Raw genomic sequence first — 16,724 nt, 5'->3', positions numbered from 1 at the left:
AGCGAACATCCCGCCCGCCCGGCGAGATGCCGACCGGTGCGGGATGCGCGGAAATGCTCCGGACCCGTACTGACGGGCCGTGTCGAGGATTACTTCTCGACGACCGCGAGGAGATCGCGGGCGGAGAGGACCAGGTACTCCTGGCCGTCGTACTTGACCTCGGTGCCGCCGTACTTGCTGTAGAGGACGACGTCGCCGACCTTCACGTCCAGCGGGATGCGCTTGTCACCCTCGTCGTCCCAACGGCCCGGGCCCACCGCGAGGACCTCGCCCTCCTGGGGCTTCTCCTTGGCGGTGTCCGGAATGACCAGACCGGAAGCGGTGGTCTGCTCGGCCTCCAGGGCCTTGACCACGACGCGGTCCTCAAGCGGCTTCAGCACGGTCTTGGTGGCGGTCGACACTGTGTGACCTCCCCCTTCAAAGTTTCGGTGTCCACTTCGGCCCGTGCGAAGGCACGGACCGGTTAAGGAAAAGGGGCGACCGCGGCGGCCTGTCGTCGCGGGTGCCAGACCGGCCTCGTCGCGATTAGCACTCTACCCCCGAGAGTGCCAGAATGGAAATGTGACCGTGACCCCTGGTCGGTGGCGTCGGTGGACCGGCATCGCCGGTGGACCCATCCTGTGAGGGAGACCCATGCGCGTGCCCGCGTTCGAGGCCCTGCTGACCGACGCGGGCCGTGAGCTGCTGGCGTCGGTGGACGACGCCGAGGCGACCCGGGACGCGCTGGCGGCGGCCTCCCGGTTGCGCGAGGACCCACGGGTGGCCGGCCTCGACCCCGACCTACCCGTTTCCGAGCTGGTGAACGCGATCCTGACGCAGATTTCGCTCCGCGTTCGCGGGCGCGTCAAGTTCGGTGCCCTGGCCGATCGGATGTTCTTCACCCCGAACGGCCTGGAGCAGTCCACCCGGGGTTCGGTGGCGGCCCACCGCGCCGAGCGGATCTCCACGGTGGGTCCGGGCCCGGCCGGGGACCTGTGCTGCGGTATCGGTGCCGACCTGCTGGCCCTGGCCGGCCGGGGCGTCCCGGTGGAGGGCGTCGACCTGGACCCGCTGACCGTGGCGGTGGCACGGGCCAACATCGCGGCGCTGGGGCTGGGCGACGTGGCCCGGGTGCGCGAGGGGGACGTCACGGAGGTCGCCCCCGGCGCGTACCCCCTGCTGGTGTGCGACCCGGCACGGCGCGGCGGACGCGGCCGGGTGTTCGATCCGGCGGCCTACTCGCCGCCGTGGGACGTGGCCGTCGGGCTGGCGGAGGGTTCGGCCGCGGCCTGCCTGAAGGCGGCGCCGGGGATCCCGCACGAGGTACTGCCCGCCGGGGCGGACACGGAGTGGATCTCGGTGGACGGCGAACTGAAGGAGGCGGCGCTGTGGTTCGGCGACCTGGCCGGGGGGCCGCGGCGCCGGGCGACGGTGCTGTCCGAGCGCGACGGCGCGCGGACCCGCCTGGACGAGGAACCCGGCCTGGGACCGGCCCCGGTGGGGGCGGCCCGACGCTACCTGTACGACCCGGACCCCGCGGTGGTCCGCTCGCACCTGGTCGCCGAGGCGGTCGCCCGAGTGAACGGGGTGCTGCTGGACGAACGGATCGCCTACTTCACGGCCGATGAGGCGGTGCGCTCGCCGCTGTGGCGGGTACTGGAGGTGACCGAGGTGCTGCCGTTCTCCTTGAAGCGCCTGCGATCGGCGTTGCGGGAGCGCAAGGTGGGGACCGTGACGGTGATGAAACGGGGGTCGGCGGTGGACACCGAGAAGCTGCGCCGCGACCTCAGGGCCTCCGGCCCGGAGTCGGCGACCGTGGTCCTCACCCGCGTCGGGGAGCGCCCCTTCGCCCTCCTGTGCCGCGAACTCCCCGCCGCCTGACCCTCCCTCCGGGGCGGCCGTCCCGGAAACGACCGCGCACAGGCGGTTTGTACCTTCGTGACCAGGGACGACACCGTGGACCACCCGACGCCGGGACGGTCACCCAGCGTGGAACGCGAGGTATCGGATCGTTATCTCGTGGAGCGAGATCTTTCGCCGCCCCCTGGGGCGAAGGCGCTCCGTGTCGTTAGACTGGCCGGGCGATTCCCTCCCTTCTCATGGGTTCATCCGGAAGGCCGTGCGTGAGTGATCCGCAACGCGGTTCGGTCGACGTTCCATCCTCGCCTCTCTCGCATACGCACAGTCACACTCTGATCACATTGGGGCACGAACGGCTGCGGGAGTGCCGCCCATCCGGGGACCATCGAGAACCCGACCTGCCCGGAACACCCACCGTCCATTCCCCCGGGCCAGGTGTCGGGAGCGCCAGAGACAACAAGGAGCACCTCGGTGGAACAGACCAATCACAACTTCCTCAACGGGGGAGGTCAGGCCGGGATCTCCGACCGCATGCGCGACCTGCTCTCCCAGGCGGCCCACGAGCACGACTCCGAACAGAAGTCGATGGGCGCGGTCAACGAGGAGATGCGCCAGCGCCTCGAAGGCATGGAGTGGCTCCTGCGTGAGCTGCGCGAGCGCGAACTCGTCGGGCTCGCCGAGTCGGTCACCGCGGTCAACGGCCGGATCGACGACTTCCTCGCCCGTCCCCCGGAATGGGCCGAGACCCTGGCCGAGCACATCGAGGTCGTCGGCCGCCAGGTCAAGCCGCTGTCGGACATGCCGTCCCTGCGGGCGGACACCCACCGCATCGCCGGCCACCTGGACACCGCGCTCACCCGTCTCCAGCGCATGTCGGAGACCGGTATCCGCACCGCCGACCAGGTCGGCGAGCTGGGCGAGCGACTGACCTCGCTGAGCGAGACCTTCGAGTCCAGGCTCGACGCGCTCGACGGCGCCCTGTCCGCGCTCACCGCCAAGACCGAGGCCGTGGAGACGTCGCTGAACGCGCTCGCCGAGGTCTCCGGCACCCGGCACACCGAACTCGCCGAGGCGCTGTCGGAGAACCGCGCCGAGCTGACCGAGGCGGTCACGACCGCCCGCGAGGAACTGTCCACCGCGCTCGGCGAGGCCCGCACCACCCTCACCGAACAGGCCGACACCAAGGCCGCCGAACTGGCCGACGCCGTCGCCACCGCCCGTGAGGAACTGTCCACCGCGCTGGGTGAGACCCGCACCGGGCTCGCGGGGGCCCTCGACGCCAAGGCCGCCGAGCTGACCGAGGCGGTCACGACCGCCCGTGAAGAGCTGTCCACCGCGCTCGGCGAGGCCCGCACCACCCTCACCGAACAGGCCGACACCAAGGCCGCCGAACTGGCCGACGCCGTCTCGACCACCCGCGAGGAACTGTCCACCACCGTCACCGAGGGCCGCACCGCCCTGACGGAGGCCCTGGGCGAGGCCCGCACGGACCTGGTCGAGCGCACCGAGGGGCTGCGCACCGCGCTCACCGAGCAGGCCGACGCCAAGGCCGCCGAACTGGGCACCGCCCTGGAGGAGCGGCACGAGGCGCTGCTCGCCCGTCTCCAGGAGAACACCGGCGAGCTGAACGGCGAGCTGACCGCCCTGGCCACCGCCGCCGGCGAGCGCCACGACGACCTCGTGGAACGGCACGAGACCCTGGCCGCCAAGGTCACCGAGAGCGTCACCCACCTGACGACCCTCGCCGAGGAGAACCACGCCGAGGCCACCGCGGCCGTCGCCGACGTCACCGGCGCGGTCGGCGGTCTGCGCAAGGACCACGAGACCTCGCTCCTGGAGCTGCGCACCCACCTGCGCCAGCGCCTGGCCGAGATCAACGAGCAGATGGAGCTGGGCCGTACCGAGGCCCGCGAGCGCTCCGAGGCCACCGCCGAACGGATGAGCGCGTCCTTCACCGAGCGCGCCGACTCCCTCGCCGAACGGATCACCGAGGACTCCGAGCGCGTCACCACCGGCTTCGAGGAGCTGCGGACGTTCGTGGCGGAGAGCTCCGCCCGGCTCGCCACCGATGCCGAGGACCGGTCCCAGACCCTCACCGAGGCGCTCACCGAGCAGGTGGAGGCGCACCGGATCGCCCTGGACGAGCGGTTGGAGCGCCAGCGCGAGTCCCTCACCGGGAAGGTGGACAACCACCTCTCCCAGATCACCGGCAAGGTCGACCACGAACTGGGGCGGCTCACCGACCGCTTCGACACCTTCGAGGGGCACTTCGAGGGCCAGTTCGAGGGCATCGAAGGCAAGATCGACCGCATCGACGGCCGGATGGACGGCATCAACGGCCGTCTGGACGGCATCGACGGTCGGGTCAACGGGGTCGAGGGCCAGTTCGACGGCGTCAGCGGGCACTTCGACGGGGTCGACGGCCGTCTGGAGGCCGTGGACGACCGGCTGGAGGCGCTCAACCAGCGCCTCAACCAGCTCCCGCAGACCATGGAGGTCAGCGAGCTGCACCGCCGCCTGAGCCAGCTGGTCGACCGCCCGCAGATCGACCACGGTTCCAAGCTGGACGAGATCGACGAGCACGTCACCTCGGCCGTCTCCCCGGTGCTGCGGGAGTTGAAGCAGCGCCCGGACCGGCACGAGCTGGAGGAGACGATCACCGAGGCGGTCGAGAACTCCCACGACGACATCACCAAGCGCTTCTCCTCCCTGGAGGAGACCGTGCTGGCCCTGGCCGAGGCACTGCTGCGCCCGGGCCGCGAGGGCGGGCCCAAGCGCAAGCGTCGCCGCGACGAGGAGGACGACGACGAGTAGGCCGTGGGTCGCGTTCGCGGAATCGCGATGAGGGGCGGGGCGCCGAGGCGCCCCGCCCTCCCGCGTGAAGAGGGCTCCCCCACCCGACCTCCGACGGGGGGCGGCGCTCCACACCCCGTCAGACCGTGAAGACGACCTTGCCGAACAGAGCGCCCTCGGCCATCGCACGGAAGCCCTCGGCCGCCCGGTCCAGCGGCAGCACCCGGTCGATGACCGGCCGCACCCCGGTGCGGGCGCACATCTCCGTCAGGGTCGCCAGCTCCTCCTTCGTGCCCATCGTCGAACCGATGACCCGCAACTGGAGGAAGAACACCCGGGTCAGCTCGGCCGGGGGCGCCTCACCGCTGGTGGCGCCGCAGATGACGATGGCCCCGCCGGGCTTGAGGGAGCGCACCGAGTGCGCCCAGGTGGCCTGGCCGACCGACTCGAACACCGCGTCCACCCGCTCGGGCAGCCGGTCCCCCGTCGGCACCGCCGCGTACGCGCCCATGTCCAGCGCCTTCTCGCGCTTGCCCTCGTCGCGACTCGTGACGTACACCCGGTGGCCCGCCTGCACGGCCAGCCGGACCAGCGCCACGGACACACCGCCGCCCGCGCCCTGCACGAGGATCGTCGACCCGGGACGCAGGTCGATCTTGCCGAACAGCATGCTGTAGGCGGTGAGCCAGGCCGTGGGCAGGCAGGCCGCCTCCTCGAAGGACAGCTCCGGCGGCTTGGGCAGCAGGTTGGCCCGGGGCACGAGGATCCGTTCGGCGAACGCGCCATCGTACTTCTCGGACAGGATCGTGGGGCGGGAGCCGCCGTCCTCGACCACCGCGTGGACGACGACCTCGTTGCCGTCCTCGTCGATCCCGGCGGCGTCGCAGCCCAAAATCATCGGAAGGCGTTCGGCGGGAAGGCCGATCCCGCGCAGGCTCCACAGGTCGTGGTGGTTGAGCGAGGCGGCCTTGACGTCGACGACCGTCCACCCGTCGCGGGGTTCGGGGTCGGGGCGCTCACCCGCCTCCAGCGCGGAGAGGGGGTCTTCGAAGGACGAGCGTGCTGCTGTGATCGCGAACATGTCCAGTAGTGGACCACACCGACCGAACCCGGTTCTAGCCCCGGCCCGCCCCGGAGACGATCTTCTTCCGCGTCGGGAGGCCGTGGAGGATCGTCGTCCGTCGGTGGGAAGGTACCGACCCATGGAACAACGCGCCCACTTCATCACCCTGGCCACCCCCGATCTGGAGGCCGTCCGCCGCTTCTACGTCGAAGGACTGGGCTGGGAGCCGCGCCTGGACGTGGCGGGGGAGATCGTCTTCTTCCAGGTGGCACCGGGGCTGCTGCTCGGCTTCTTCGACGCCGTGAAGTTCGACCGCGACCTGGGCGGCGCCGGCGACGCTCCCGTCGCGCCCTCGGGGCTGACCCTGGCCCACAACGTCGGCGGACCACAGGAGGTGCGGGACCTGGTGGCCGCGATGGCGACCGCCGGGGGGACCGTGCTCAAGCCGCCGCAGGAGGGCGCGTTCGGCGGCGTGTTCCACGCCCACGTGGCGGACCCCAACGGCGTCGTCTGGGAGATCGCGCACAACCCGCACTGGCGCGTCGACGAGGACGGGACCGTCCGCCTCGGCTGAGGCGGAAAGAACCCCGCCCCACTCCGCCTCGGCCCGCGCCCCCGTCGACCTCCGAGGTCGGGTGGGCGCTTCGGACGCCACCCGCTGGAACGGTCACCACGGCTCATCCGACGCACGGCGTTCCACCGTCGGCACGCGGCCGGACCGTCGAGAAGCCACATGAGACGAGAAACCGAAGCACGAGGCCCTGCCCGCACGCGGCGACGAGTACGGGCAGGGCCATGTCATGTGCGCCTCGTTCTCGGCGGCCCTTGGGTTCGTCTACAGCGCACCGGTGGTTCCGGCGCCCGAACAGGCCGTGCCCCGAGAGCGGGTGATCAGTGGGCATGCGGTTTTTCGCGGGTTCAGCCGAAGGTCTTGGCGAACCAGTTCTTGACCTCGTTCCAGGCGTTGACGATCCACTGGACCGCGTCCTGAAGCGCCTGAGCCAACTTGTCGAGGAAGTTCTTCACCTTCTCCCAGAGGTTCACCAGGGCGTTGGAGACGTCCTGCAAGGCGCTGAGGATCCCCCCGCGCTGCTCGTTCGTCTTTCCGTTCTTGGCCTTCTTCAGCTTCGCCGCCAGATCGTCCTGACTCTTATTGTACTTCTCCTTGTTCTCCTCCTTCTGCCTGTCCACCGCCTTGTCGAAATCATCGTCACTGATCTGGTTTGACTTCTTCTTGTCCACCAGGGCGGTGCTGTTGTCCTCGTTCGCCTTGGCGAGGATCTGGTTTCCGTTCTTGTGCTCCGCGAACGCGGCCTTGACGTCCTCCGGGAGCCATCCGTAATTCTTGTCGCCCTCCTCGGAGTAGAAGGAGTACCTACTCGGCAGCGCGTACTCCGTGACCTCGGCGTCCGCTCCTCCTGCGTAGATGGCGGCGAACTGGAGGTTCGTGTGCGCCACCATGCTGTCGATCAGAGCATCGAACTCATGGTCCGAAATCTTCGGGGACTCAATGGTTGTCATGAAAAAATCCTTTTCGTAGCGCAGCGACCAGGGAGAACCCCGGCAGTCCTGCTCGCAACCAGAGTTATCAAGCACATAGGAGAAAGTCAACCACAATAATTATGGAACCATGGCGCATATCGTGACATTCACGAGGGAGTGAAATAAATGCACAACCACGCCCACTCCGAGCAAATTTCTCATGGTAGGGTCCGTGGCCATGGACTTTTCCAAACTCTCCCCAGAGACAGCCGCAATCATCGAGGAGCACAGAAAAAAGGGACATGAAGATTCTTTTTCACATTCCGGCTTCGCGGATGTGGAATCGCTTTTTTCCTCCCCCGATCCCGATGTACGGACCCGAGTGGTCTTCACACTGGAATGCCGTGAAGAGACCGATCTCAGCGAAGTCCTCGACGACGGCATCGAGATCAACACCGACTTCGGGAACGTGCGCACGGGGATCGCCGAGGTCGGCCGGCTGCACAGGCTCACGGAACACCCGGGCGTACTCCGCGTCAGCGTCGCACGACCCCTCGGCCGGCACATGGACGCCGCAGCCCCCGTGGTGGGCGTCCCGCAGTTCACGAAGCGGACGGGACTGGGGGGCAAAGGCGTGATCATCGGCGTGATCGACTCCGGTATCGACCCGGACCATCCGGCCTTCTCCGAACGGATACTGAGGGTCTGGGACCAGACCGTCCCGCACGGCGGTGGGTTTTCCTACGACGACCGTCGCAGGAAACCGGGAAAATATGATTACGGGGCAGAGTTCGTCAAGCCTGAATTCGGTGAGATAAAGGATACCAACGGCCACGGAACGCATGTTTCCGGAATCGCGTCAGGTTCCGAATCCCTGTACAAAGGGGTGGCCCCGGAGGCCGATCTCGTGGTGGTCAAGGTCGATTACAACAACCTGAGCGCCCACGTCATTGACGGCATGCGGTACATCTTCGATGTGGCCGAGGAGATGAATCGACCCGCGGTGGTGAACATCAGTCTCGGCACGCACATGGACCCGCACGACGGCACCAGCCCCATGTGCGTGGCGATCGACAAGGCATCCGGGCCTGGGCGTGTTGTCTGCTGCGCGGCGGGCAACGAAGCCTTGGACGACATACGGGCCGAAGCGGTGGTCGAAGGTCCGAAGATTACCAAGGTGCACTTCAGCGCTTCTCCCTCTGCCGGTAACAGGATATTCCTGACCGGTTGGTATTCGGGAAAGGAGAGACTTGAAGTCTGCCTGAGCGAACGCGGAGAAGAAGGAAGAAATTTCCAGAAGATCCTGCCACAGGGGGAGAACAAGGCCCCCTACCTGAGCTATGGATTCTCCGGAGGATGGAAGGCGAGGGTATCCACACCCGGCGCTGATCCCGTCAACCATGACCACGAGATCTTCATATTTCTACTGGCACCCGAAGGGCACGGCGCATCCGAGAGGGAGTTCACCCTGCATCTGAAGAACCCAGCCGGGAAGAAGGGGGTTCGCGTGGACATGTGGGGTGAAAAAGGTATCAAGTTCAAAGAACCGCACGCACGAGGGGATATGACCGTATCCTCTCCCGGATGTTCGACATCGGCCATCACCGCAGGAGCGTATACGACCAAGAAGTATTGGAATGACAGCGGTGGGCACCGACGGGGGATCGAGGATCTGGATCTCGGCACGGTGGTGTTGACCAGCAGCAGGGGGCCCCGCCGGGACGGCCTCGCCAAGCCCGACCTGGTGGCCCCCGGGGTGATGATCGTCTCCGCCCGATCTCGGGATGCCTCGTTCGATACGAAGGACGTGGTGGACCGGCTCCACGTCGTGGACTCCGGAACGAGCATGGCCAGCGCGTTCGTCTCCGGCGTGGTCGCTCTTCTGCTGTCGAAGGAGCCAGACCTCGATGCGACGAAGATCAAAGAGAGACTGCGGTACAAGGATCGTTCTCAGATCCCTGGGAGCGACCCGCTCTCTTGCGGTCACGGCTTGATACAGCTGTAGGAACGCCGAAGTCGGAACACCTCCCAGAACACCCGTGCCCCGGTCTCTCCCCCGTGTACCGCCGCGAGCCGTACGCAGAGATCCGGGGCGCTACCAGATCACGGAGTGGCCGTCAGGACGTCGGCGCCCGCGCCTGGGGATCGGGCCCGTCCCTTGCGGTGGGTGTCGACCGTGAGACCGAGCCCGCTGGTGATGAGGTCGGGTCGATGGGCGATGGACTCCCCCATCGGCCATGCGAGGATTCCGTTTCTTCGTCCTTGAGGCCCTCACCAGCGGCTGGAGGGGTGGAGGGGTCACCCCCACCGTCCGGTCAGACGTCGGAGTCGTCGAAGACATGCGGTTCGAAGGAGTCGACGATCGTGGTGGCCATCTCCCGATGCCTCTCCGCGTCCACGGCCGGGAGGCTCACCCGGATGCCGTACGCCATGCCCGTGTCCTCCCTCGTGACGACCTTCTGGAGGACGAGCCGGTGGGGGTCGTCGACGTCGACGTGGATCCACCAGCGTTCGCCCTGTTCGAGGACCGCCTCGAACTCCAAGAGCGCGGTGGAACCGTTCACGCTGAACAGGTTCGCCAGTCTCCGTTCCTCCAGGGAGAGTCGCTCATAGGATTCGGCGGCCTCCGAGGTCTCGGACTCCCTCTCCTCCGTCCACTCCACGGCGCTCTCTCCGGAATCGAGACCGGCCCAGATCGTGTGGACGACGACATCGTGGTCGGGTCCCCTGATGACGCCGGTTTCGAGACCGTGGTCCTTCGTGTCCCAGTGGATGTGGAGTCTCCCCTCGTCATACCAGTCCACCGGCAGTTCCACCGTGAAGTTCGCCGATCGATGCCGCTCGTAACCGGAAGCGGGCGCTCCCCCACCGCAGGCCGAGAGCGGGAACACGACGAGCATCGCGCAGAAGGCGGAGGACAGGGTGCGGCGGAACATGAAGACCTTTCCGTAGGCGGGGATCGCCCGCATGAACCGTCCGGGCGGATGCCGCACACGGCCCACCCGTCCGCGCCGTGTGCCGACGCGCCGCCCGGCCCGGACATCTCATGCGATCACGGTGTGGGACGCGACGTTCCCCGAGGATGTTCGACACCCGATGCCGTGGTCGTCGAGGACGACCGGCAGGACCTGCTGCCGGCTCGGGCCGCCGTGGAGTCGCCGGTCGATGCGCTCGCCCGGTCGGCACGACCCATCCGGCGGCACGGCACGGCCATGGTCGACCACGACGGGGACCGAGGGAACAGCCGGCGGACGCACGAAAGGGGGTCCCGGAGCGGTGCTCCGGGACCCCCTTTCGTGCGTGCGGCTAGCCGGCCAGGGGGGACTCCACCGGGAGGGAGGTGTCCGTGGCCAGGTCGAGTGTCGACGGGGGCAGGCCCGCCGCCACGACCTCGGCGCCCAGGGCGGCGATCATCGCGCCGTTGTCGGTGCACAGCCGGGGCCGGGGCACCCGCAGGGTGATGCCCGCCTCGCGGCAGCGCTGCTCGGCCAGGGTGCGCAGCGCCGAGTTGGCCGCCACCCCACCGCTGATCACCAGCGTGCTCACCCCGTGCTCCACGCAGGCGTCGACCGCCTTGCGGGTGAGCACGTCCACCACCGAGTCCTGGAACGCCGCCGCGATGTCGGCGACCACCAGCGGCTCGCCCCGGCGGTCGGCGTCCTCCACGTGGCGGGCGACGGCGGTCTTGAGCCCCGAGAACGAGAAGTCGTACGTGCCGTCCCCCCACTTGCCGCGCGGGAAGCGGATCGACTTGGCGTTGCCCCGCTGCGCCGCCTTGTCGATGGGCGGACCGCCCGGGTAGGGCAGGTCCAGCAGTCGGGCCACCTTGTCGTAGGCCTCGCCCGCCGCGTCGTCCACGGTGTCGCCGAGCGACACCACGTCGGTGGCCAGGTCGTTGACCAGCAGCAGCGACGTGTGTCCGCCGGAGACGAGCAGCGCGATCGCGGGCTTGGGCAGCGGCCCGTGCTCCAGCTGGTCCACGGCCACGTGCCCGACCAGGTGGTTGACCCCGTACAGCGGCTTGTCCAGGGCCATCGCGTAGGCCTTGGCCGCCGAGACCCCCACCAGCAGCGCGCCCGCCAGGCCGGGCCCGGCGGTGACGGCGATGGCGTCCACGTCGGAGAGCTTCACCCCGGCCGAGTCCAGCGCCCGCCGAACGGTGGGCGTCATGGCCTCCAGGTGGGCGCGGCTGGCCACCTCGGGCACCACGCCGCCGAAACGGACGTGCTGCTCCACACTGGAGGCCACCGACTCGCCGAGCAGCTCACAGCCGCGCACGAGACCCACTCCGGTCTCGTCGCAGGACGTCTCGATGCCCAGGATGAGCGGGAGGTCGTGGTCACTCATGGGTACCCTCCTCGGCGACGCGCCGCATGACCAGGGCGTCGGCCCCGTTGTAGTAGCCGTGTCGGACGCCGATCCGCTCGAATCCGAAGCGGCCGTAGAGCTTCTGGGCGCGCGGGTTGTCCGAGCGCACCTCAAGGAACATGTGGGTCACCCCGCGCCGGGCGGCCTGGTCGAGGAGGCCGGTGAGCAGCGCGCCGCCGATCCCCCGACCCCAGGCCGACGCGGCGACCGCCATGGTCTGCACGTCGCCCTCGGGCGGGACGAACCGCAGTCCGGCGTAGCCGACCGGCCCGCCCTCGTCGGTGACGGCGACGATGTAGTGGCGGGTGGCGACCTCGGCCAGTTCGTCGCGGAGCATCCCCTCGGTCCAGGCGTCCGCCGGGAACAGGGCCCGCTCCAACGCCATGACCGCGTCGACGTCGTCGGCGGTCATGGGCCGCAGGGTCACGCCCTCGGGCGATGCGACGCGCACCGCGTCCAGCGCGGTGTCGCGGACCGGTGTCACCTCACCCACTGGCGGACCTTCTTCGGAGCGCCCGGCACCACCGCGTCGGGGCGACGCAGGTAGAGCGGGGTGGGTTCGGGGAGCGTCTCGCCCCGGTGGAGCCGGTACAGGGCCAGCTCGGCCATGGCGGTGGCGTCCGGGTACACCGGTTCCGGCGCGGACGCGGCCTCGCCGAACACGTCGGCGTACATGCGGGCGCCGTCGCCGACCAGCGGAAGCCCGCCGGTGTGGAGGTCGGCCGGTCGCTCCACGGCGACCTCGCCCACGCGGGTGAGGTGGTCGTCGTAGCGCGCCCAGAACACCTCTTTGCGGCGGGCGTCGGTCATCGCGACGAACGGCCCGTTCCTCTTGGTCGCGAAGGCCAGCGCGTCCAGGGTGGCGACCCCGTGGCAGGCGATGCCGAGGGCGTCGGCCAGGGCGTGGGCCGTGGCCAGTCCCACGCGCAGGCCGGTGTAGGGGCCGGGCCCGATCCCGACGGCGATGGCGCCGAGGTCGGCCAGGGCGACCCCGGCCTCCTCGGTGAGGGACCGGATGGTCGGGGAGAGCAGTTCGCCGTGGCGGCGGGCGTCCACGGAGGACGCGCTCGCGCGCGGGGTGAAGGAGCCGTCCGCGCCGGACTCGCCGATGGCGGCGGTGACGGCGGGGGTGGCGGTGTCGAAGGCGAGGAGGAGCACGCGTCTACCCTTCCGGGTTCTCGTCGGGGGCGCCGGTCGCGCCCTCCTCGGCGATGTCCGCGGAGGTGGGCAGGGCAACGCCCGCCCAGCGGTGGCCGACGGGGGTGAGGTGGACGGTGCGACCGTCGTCCGGGTGCCGCTCGATCCGGATCTCCAGCCGGTCGTCGGACAGGCCCTCGGCGACGCCCTCGCCCCATTCGACGACGGTGACGGAGTCGGGGAGGGTCATGTCGAGATCGATGTCGTCGATCTCGTCGGGCCCGCCGAGGCGGTAGGCGTCCACGTGGACGAGCGACGGTCCGCCCACCAGCGAGGGGTGGATGCGGGAGATGACGAAGGTCGGGGAGGTGACCGAGCCGCGCACGCCCAGCCCCCGGCCCAGCCCCTGGGTGAGGGTGGTCTTGCCCGCGCCGAGCGGGCCGGACAGGATCAGCAGGTCGCCTGGTCGGCTGAGGCCGGCCAGGGCGTGGCCGAGGGCGCGCATGGCACCGTCGGTGGCGGCGGTCACCGCGTGGACGGTGGACGCGTTCGCTGTGGTCGTCACGTCTGTCATCGGGCTCGCAAGGCTGTGTGTCGGTACGGTTCGGTCGGTGGCCGACCGGGTCAGGGCACGACCGCCGGGTGGTGTGTCCTCCTCACCCCAGGTTAGGCGGGGCGGCGGGGGCGCGTGACCGGTTGTGGACGATCGGTGGAGGTCGTTCACGCCACACCCCGGACCGGCCGGAACACGACCGCCGACCGCCGGTCAGCCGCCGACGTACTCGCGGGGGACCCGGACGCCCACCCTGGTGACGATCTCGTACGGGATGGTGTCCAGGACCCGGGCCCAGTCCTGGGCGCTCGGGGTGCCCGGGTGCTCGCCCGGGTCGCCGAACAGCACCGCGTACTCTCCGGCGGTCACCTCGTCGTCGCCCACGTCGATGACGAACTGGTCCATGCACACCGTTCCGGCGATGACGCGCGGGCGTCCGCCGAGGAGCACCGGCCCCCTGTTGGTGGCGGCCCGGGGCACACCGTCGGCGTAGCCGAGGGGCACCAGGGCCAGGGTGGTCTCGCGGTCGGTGACGTAGCGGTGGCCGTAGGAGACGCCGCTGCCGGCCGGCACCCGCTTGGTGAGGGCGACGCGGGCGCGCAGGGTCATCGCGGGCCGCAATCCGGGCACGTCGTAATTCGGGATCGGGGAAAGACCGTAACTCGCGATCCCGCCCCGGACCAGGTCGAAGCGCGCCTCGGGCAGGGTGAGCAGCGCGGCCGAGTTGGCGATGTGGCGCACCTCGGGGGTGAGGCCGACCTTGTCGGCCGCCGCCAGGGCGTCGTGGAACACCGCGAGCTGGGCGGCGATCGAGGGGTGGCCGGGCTCGTCGGCGCAGGCGAAGTGCGACCAGACGCCGCTCACCTTGAGGTCGCCGGTCTCCTCCGCGCGGGCGGCGGCCTCCACCAGGTCGCCCCACTCGGCGGAGCCGACCCCGCCCCGGTTGAGGCCGGTGTCGATCTTGAGCTGCACCCGCGCGGTGCGCCCCAGCCGTCGGGCTTCGGCCAGCACGGCGTCCAGCAGGAGGGGATCGCTGACGCCGAGGTCGATGTCGTTCTCGATGGCCGCGCCCAGGGGTTCGCCCGGGGGGATGATCCAGGACATGACGGGGGCGGTGATGCCGGCTTCGCGCAGGCGCAGACCCTCGTCGATGAACGCGGTGCCGAGCCAGCCCGCCCCGCCCGCGAGCAGCGCGCGGGCGGCGGGGAGCATGCCGTGCCCGTAGCCGTCGGCCTTGACCACGCCCATGAGGGGGGTCCCGCCGGCGTGCCCGCGGAGCGACCGTGCGTTGTCGGCGATCGCGTCGAGATCGACGCGAGCGTGCGCGAAGTGAGCCATGACCTCAGTCTTCCACGTGTGGGTTACCTTCGCGGGGCTTCGGGTATGTGGGCTACGACCGAGTGCGGACGTATCCGGATGTATACGGAGTGCGACGATACTCGACGCCGTATCTGGGGGTATCGGCATGAACGAGTTCACAACCGAACGACCCGTCAACGCGGTCCGCTTGTGGTCCGGCGGCCTGGCGACGGCGGTGGTGGCGGCACTGGTGATCCTCGTGGGCACCCTGTTCGTCCGGGGTGTGCTGGGGATTCCCGTGCTGGCCCCTGAGGAGGCCGGTTACCTCGGTGACGCGGGGACCGCGCTGTACGCCCTGGTGGCGGCGGTGGCCGCCTTGGCGGCCACGGCCCTGATGCACCTGCTGCTGGTGGCGGCACCGCGTGCCCGTGCCTTCTTCGTGTGGATCATCGGGTTGATCACCGCCATAGCGGTGGTGACCCCGTTCACCCAGGGGGCCGAGGGCGCCAGCCAGGTCGGCACCGCCCTGATCAACCTGGTCGCCGGTGTGGCCATCGCCATCCTGGTGAACAGCGTGGCACGGACCGCCGTGGTCCGCGGCGACCACCGCGGCGCCGAGAAGCCGGCCCTGCGCCACGAGGGCATCCTGCCCGACGTCGACCAGGCCGAGTTCCGCGGGGAACCGCGCGGCCGGTGATCCCCTGAACCAGGGTCATCGAGGGGAGGGGCGGAGCCGATCGGCTCCGCCCCTCCCCCTGTGCGGGTGCCGCGCGGTCCTCACCGGGCACCCCGGTCAGGCGGTGGCAGGATGGCCCGGTCGGCGTGCCCCGCCGCCAGTCCGCGCGCCGGACCTCGCACGGTCTTCGTGGAGCGTTCCCCTCAGGCGGTGCCGGAGATGAGCCGGTCGGCGTGCTCCGGGCTCAGACAGTGCTCGATGACCAGCACCGCCGCGCCGATGACGCCGGCGCCCTCCCCCGCCTCCGAGGAGACGATGTTGAGGTGTTCGGTGGCCAGCGGCAGCGACCGCTGGTAGATGACCTCGCGCACGCCCGCCAGCAGGTGATCGCCGGCCAGGGCCAGGGCCCCGCCGATGACGATGACCGACGGGTTGAACATGTTGACCGACGCGGCCAGCACCTCGCCGATGTCGCGGCCGGCCTGGCGCAGGGCGCGCAGCGCCGGGACCGAGCCGTTGCGGGCCAGCTCCACCACGTCGCGGGCGCCGGCGGCGGGCACGCCCTCCTCGGTGAGGGCGGCGGCCAGGGCCGCGCCGCTGGCGACGGCCTCCAGGCAGCCGGTGTTGCCGCAGCGGCAGGGCTTGTCGGCCCCGGTGGCGACGTGGATGTGCCCCATGTCGCCGGCCGCGCCCTGGGCGCCCCGGTACACGCGGCCCTCGCTGACGATGCCGCAGCCGATGCCGGTGGCGACCTTGACGAACATCAGGTGGCTCGCGGTGGGCCAGGCGGTGTGGTGTTCGCCGATGGCCATGATGTTGACGTCGTTGTCGACCAGGACCGGCACGGCCAGGCGTTCGCCCACGTAGCCGGGCACGTCGAAGCCGTCCCACCCCGGCATGATCGGCGGGTTGACCGCCCGGCCGGTGGAGTGCTGGACGGGTCCGGGCAGGCCGATGCCCAGGCCGAGGAGTTCGGAGACGTCGCGGTCGGCCTCGGCGATCAGGGCGCGGCCCCGCTCGATGACCCAGTCGAGGACGGGTTCGGGGCCCAGGGAGATGTCGAGGTCGGCGCGTGTCTCGGCGACGACGTCCGCCGCCATGTCGGTGAGGGCCAGCCGGGCGTGGGTGGCGCCCAGGTCGGCGGCGAGGACGACCCGGGCCCGGGGCCGGAACGAGAACGTGGTGGGCGGACGCCCGCCGGTGGACACCGCTTCGCCGGCGGGGCCGATGAGGCCGCTGGCGAGGAGGGCGTCCACCCGCTGGGTGACGGTGGACCGGGCCAGCCCGGTGGCCCCGGCGAGCTCGGAGCGGGTCCGGGGGCGACCGTCGCGCAGGAGTCGGAGCAGGGTCCCCGCCCCGAGCGCGGTGGTGGAGGGAGCGGCGCGGAGCCGAGTGAGGGCCGCCGCGTCGGTCAGCGCGTCTTCCGTCATGGGACAAGTCAAGCACAGGATCTATTGACTGACTCGTGTCACCCTATTGCGGTCACATTTCTCAACTTATGCTTGACCATCGTC

General features: G+C 70.1%; 16 protein-coding genes. 5 read left to right on the top strand and 11 right to left on the bottom strand.

Annotation, left to right across the window (positions count from 1 at the left end; genetic code table 11):
- Window positions 1–89: 89 nt before the first annotated feature.
- Window positions 90–401: a co-chaperone GroES gene (groES, locus tag RM479_RS11670; RefSeq protein WP_073376999.1), complete on the bottom strand. Its 312-nt coding sequence runs from the start codon at window positions 399–401 to the stop codon at window positions 90–92.
- Between the two features lie 232 nt (window positions 402–633).
- Here groES and RM479_RS11665 point away from each other — a divergent pair, with 232 nt between their 5' ends.
- The gene (locus tag RM479_RS11665; protein WP_311511730.1) at window positions 634–1,860 is read left to right on the top strand and encodes a class I SAM-dependent methyltransferase; all 1,227 of its coding nucleotides are present in this window, start codon (window positions 634–636) and stop codon (window positions 1,858–1,860) included.
- A gap of 450 nt (window positions 1,861–2,310) precedes the next feature.
- The gene (locus RM479_RS11660; protein WP_311511729.1) at window positions 2,311–4,653 is read left to right on the top strand and encodes a coiled-coil domain-containing protein; all 2,343 of its coding nucleotides are present in this window, start codon (window positions 2,311–2,313) and stop codon (window positions 4,651–4,653) included.
- A gap of 118 nt (window positions 4,654–4,771) precedes the next feature.
- On the opposite strand, the gene RM479_RS11655 is transcribed toward RM479_RS11660, so the two are convergent.
- Entirely contained in the window at window positions 4,772–5,713 is a 942-nt protein-coding gene (locus RM479_RS11655; RefSeq protein ID WP_311511728.1) for a zinc-binding dehydrogenase, read from the bottom strand.
- A 121-nt stretch (window positions 5,714–5,834) separates the two neighbouring features.
- On the opposite strand from RM479_RS11655, the gene RM479_RS11650 reads away from it, so the two are divergent.
- A complete protein-coding gene (locus RM479_RS11650; protein WP_311511727.1) occupies window positions 5,835–6,269 on the top strand; it encodes a VOC family protein in 435 nt (144 codons plus the stop codon).
- Between the two features lie 344 nt (window positions 6,270–6,613).
- Here RM479_RS11650 and RM479_RS11645 read toward each other — a convergent pair whose 3' ends face one another.
- The gene (locus tag RM479_RS11645; protein WP_311511726.1) at window positions 6,614–7,153 is read right to left on the bottom strand and encodes a hypothetical protein; all 540 of its coding nucleotides are present in this window, start codon (window positions 7,151–7,153) and stop codon (window positions 6,614–6,616) included.
- Between the two features lie 262 nt (window positions 7,154–7,415).
- Here RM479_RS11645 and RM479_RS11640 point away from each other — a divergent pair, with 262 nt between their 5' ends.
- The gene (locus RM479_RS11640) at window positions 7,416–9,182 is read left to right on the top strand and encodes a S8 family serine peptidase (protein ID WP_311511725.1); all 1,767 of its coding nucleotides are present in this window, start codon (window positions 7,416–7,418) and stop codon (window positions 9,180–9,182) included.
- A gap of 98 nt (window positions 9,183–9,280) precedes the next feature.
- On the opposite strand, the gene RM479_RS11635 is transcribed toward RM479_RS11640, so the two are convergent.
- From RM479_RS11635 to alr, 7 genes are all read right to left on the bottom strand, one after another.
- Entirely contained in the window at window positions 9,281–9,409 is a 129-nt protein-coding gene (locus RM479_RS11635) for a hypothetical protein (protein WP_311511724.1), read from the bottom strand.
- Between the two features lie 83 nt (window positions 9,410–9,492).
- A complete protein-coding gene (locus RM479_RS11630) occupies window positions 9,493–10,146 on the bottom strand; it encodes a hypothetical protein (RefSeq protein WP_311511723.1) in 654 nt (217 codons plus the stop codon).
- 337 nt (window positions 10,147–10,483) lie between these two features.
- On the bottom strand, window positions 10,484–11,524 hold the full coding sequence (gene tsaD, locus RM479_RS11625) for a tRNA (adenosine(37)-N6)-threonylcarbamoyltransferase complex transferase subunit TsaD (RefSeq protein ID WP_311511722.1): 1,041 nt from the start codon (window positions 11,522–11,524) through the stop codon (window positions 10,484–10,486).
- The gene (gene rimI / locus RM479_RS11620) at window positions 11,517–11,996 is read right to left on the bottom strand and encodes a ribosomal protein S18-alanine N-acetyltransferase (protein WP_397221980.1); all 480 of its coding nucleotides are present in this window, start codon (window positions 11,994–11,996) and stop codon (window positions 11,517–11,519) included. The genes tsaD and rimI overlap by 8 nt, the downstream gene beginning before the upstream one ends.
- A 29-nt stretch (window positions 11,997–12,025) precedes the next feature.
- Window positions 12,026–12,703, bottom strand: coding sequence for a tRNA (adenosine(37)-N6)-threonylcarbamoyltransferase complex dimerization subunit type 1 TsaB (tsaB, locus tag RM479_RS11615; protein WP_311511721.1), 678 nt, complete (start codon window positions 12,701–12,703; stop codon window positions 12,026–12,028).
- A 4-nt stretch (window positions 12,704–12,707) separates the two neighbouring features.
- Window positions 12,708–13,256, bottom strand: coding sequence for a tRNA (adenosine(37)-N6)-threonylcarbamoyltransferase complex ATPase subunit type 1 TsaE (gene tsaE, locus RM479_RS11610; RefSeq protein ID WP_311511720.1), 549 nt, complete (start codon window positions 13,254–13,256; stop codon window positions 12,708–12,710).
- 192 nt (window positions 13,257–13,448) lie between these two features.
- On the bottom strand, window positions 13,449–14,573 hold the full coding sequence (alr, locus tag RM479_RS11605; protein WP_311511719.1) for an alanine racemase: 1,125 nt from the start codon (window positions 14,571–14,573) through the stop codon (window positions 13,449–13,451).
- A 127-nt stretch (window positions 14,574–14,700) separates the two neighbouring features.
- Between alr and RM479_RS11600 the strand changes: the two genes are divergently transcribed.
- Entirely contained in the window at window positions 14,701–15,231 is a 531-nt protein-coding gene (locus RM479_RS11600) for a DUF6069 family protein (protein WP_311511718.1), read from the top strand.
- Between the two features lie 182 nt (window positions 15,232–15,413).
- On the opposite strand, the gene RM479_RS11595 is transcribed toward RM479_RS11600, so the two are convergent.
- Window positions 15,414–16,640: an ROK family transcriptional regulator gene (locus tag RM479_RS11595; RefSeq protein WP_311511717.1), complete on the bottom strand. Its 1,227-nt coding sequence runs from the start codon at window positions 16,638–16,640 to the stop codon at window positions 15,414–15,416.
- Window positions 16,641–16,724: the final 84 nt, after the last annotated feature.

It is taken from the genome of Nocardiopsis lambiniae (assembly GCF_031845465.1).
GTDB lineage: Bacteria > Actinomycetota > Actinomycetes > Streptosporangiales > Streptosporangiaceae > Nocardiopsis > Nocardiopsis lambiniae.
This window is presented reverse-complemented; position numbering and strand designations above follow the sequence as displayed.

What these genes read in the sequence shown, in the direction of transcription:
- RM479_RS11665 (WP_311511730.1), top strand. Translation starts at nt 634, where the DNA reads ATGCGCGTGCCCGCGTTCGAGGCCCTGCTGACCGACGCGGGCCGTGAG.
- RM479_RS11655 (WP_311511728.1), bottom strand. Translation starts at nt 5,713, where the DNA reads ATGTTCGCGATCACAGCAGCACGCTCGTCCTTCGAAGACCCCCTCTCC.
- RM479_RS11650 (WP_311511727.1), top strand. Translation starts at nt 5,835, where the DNA reads ATGGAACAACGCGCCCACTTCATCACCCTGGCCACCCCCGATCTGGAG.
- RM479_RS11640 (WP_311511725.1), top strand. Translation starts at nt 7,416, where the DNA reads ATGGACTTTTCCAAACTCTCCCCAGAGACAGCCGCAATCATCGAGGAG.
- RM479_RS11635 (WP_311511724.1), bottom strand. Translation starts at nt 9,409, where the DNA reads ATGGGGGAGTCCATCGCCCATCGACCCGACCTCATCACCAGCGGGCTC.
- RM479_RS11630 (WP_311511723.1), bottom strand. Translation starts at nt 10,146, where the DNA reads ATGCGGGCGATCCCCGCCTACGGAAAGGTCTTCATGTTCCGCCGCACC.
- tsaD (WP_311511722.1), bottom strand. Translation starts at nt 11,524, where the DNA reads ATGAGTGACCACGACCTCCCGCTCATCCTGGGCATCGAGACGTCCTGC.
- tsaE (WP_311511720.1), bottom strand. Translation starts at nt 13,256, where the DNA reads ATGACAGACGTGACGACCACAGCGAACGCGTCCACCGTCCACGCGGTG.
- alr (WP_311511719.1), bottom strand. Translation starts at nt 14,573, where the DNA reads ATGGCTCACTTCGCGCACGCTCGCGTCGATCTCGACGCGATCGCCGAC.
- RM479_RS11600 (WP_311511718.1), top strand. Translation starts at nt 14,701, where the DNA reads ATGAACGAGTTCACAACCGAACGACCCGTCAACGCGGTCCGCTTGTGG.
- RM479_RS11595 (WP_311511717.1), bottom strand. Translation starts at nt 16,640, where the DNA reads ATGACGGAAGACGCGCTGACCGACGCGGCGGCCCTCACTCGGCTCCGC.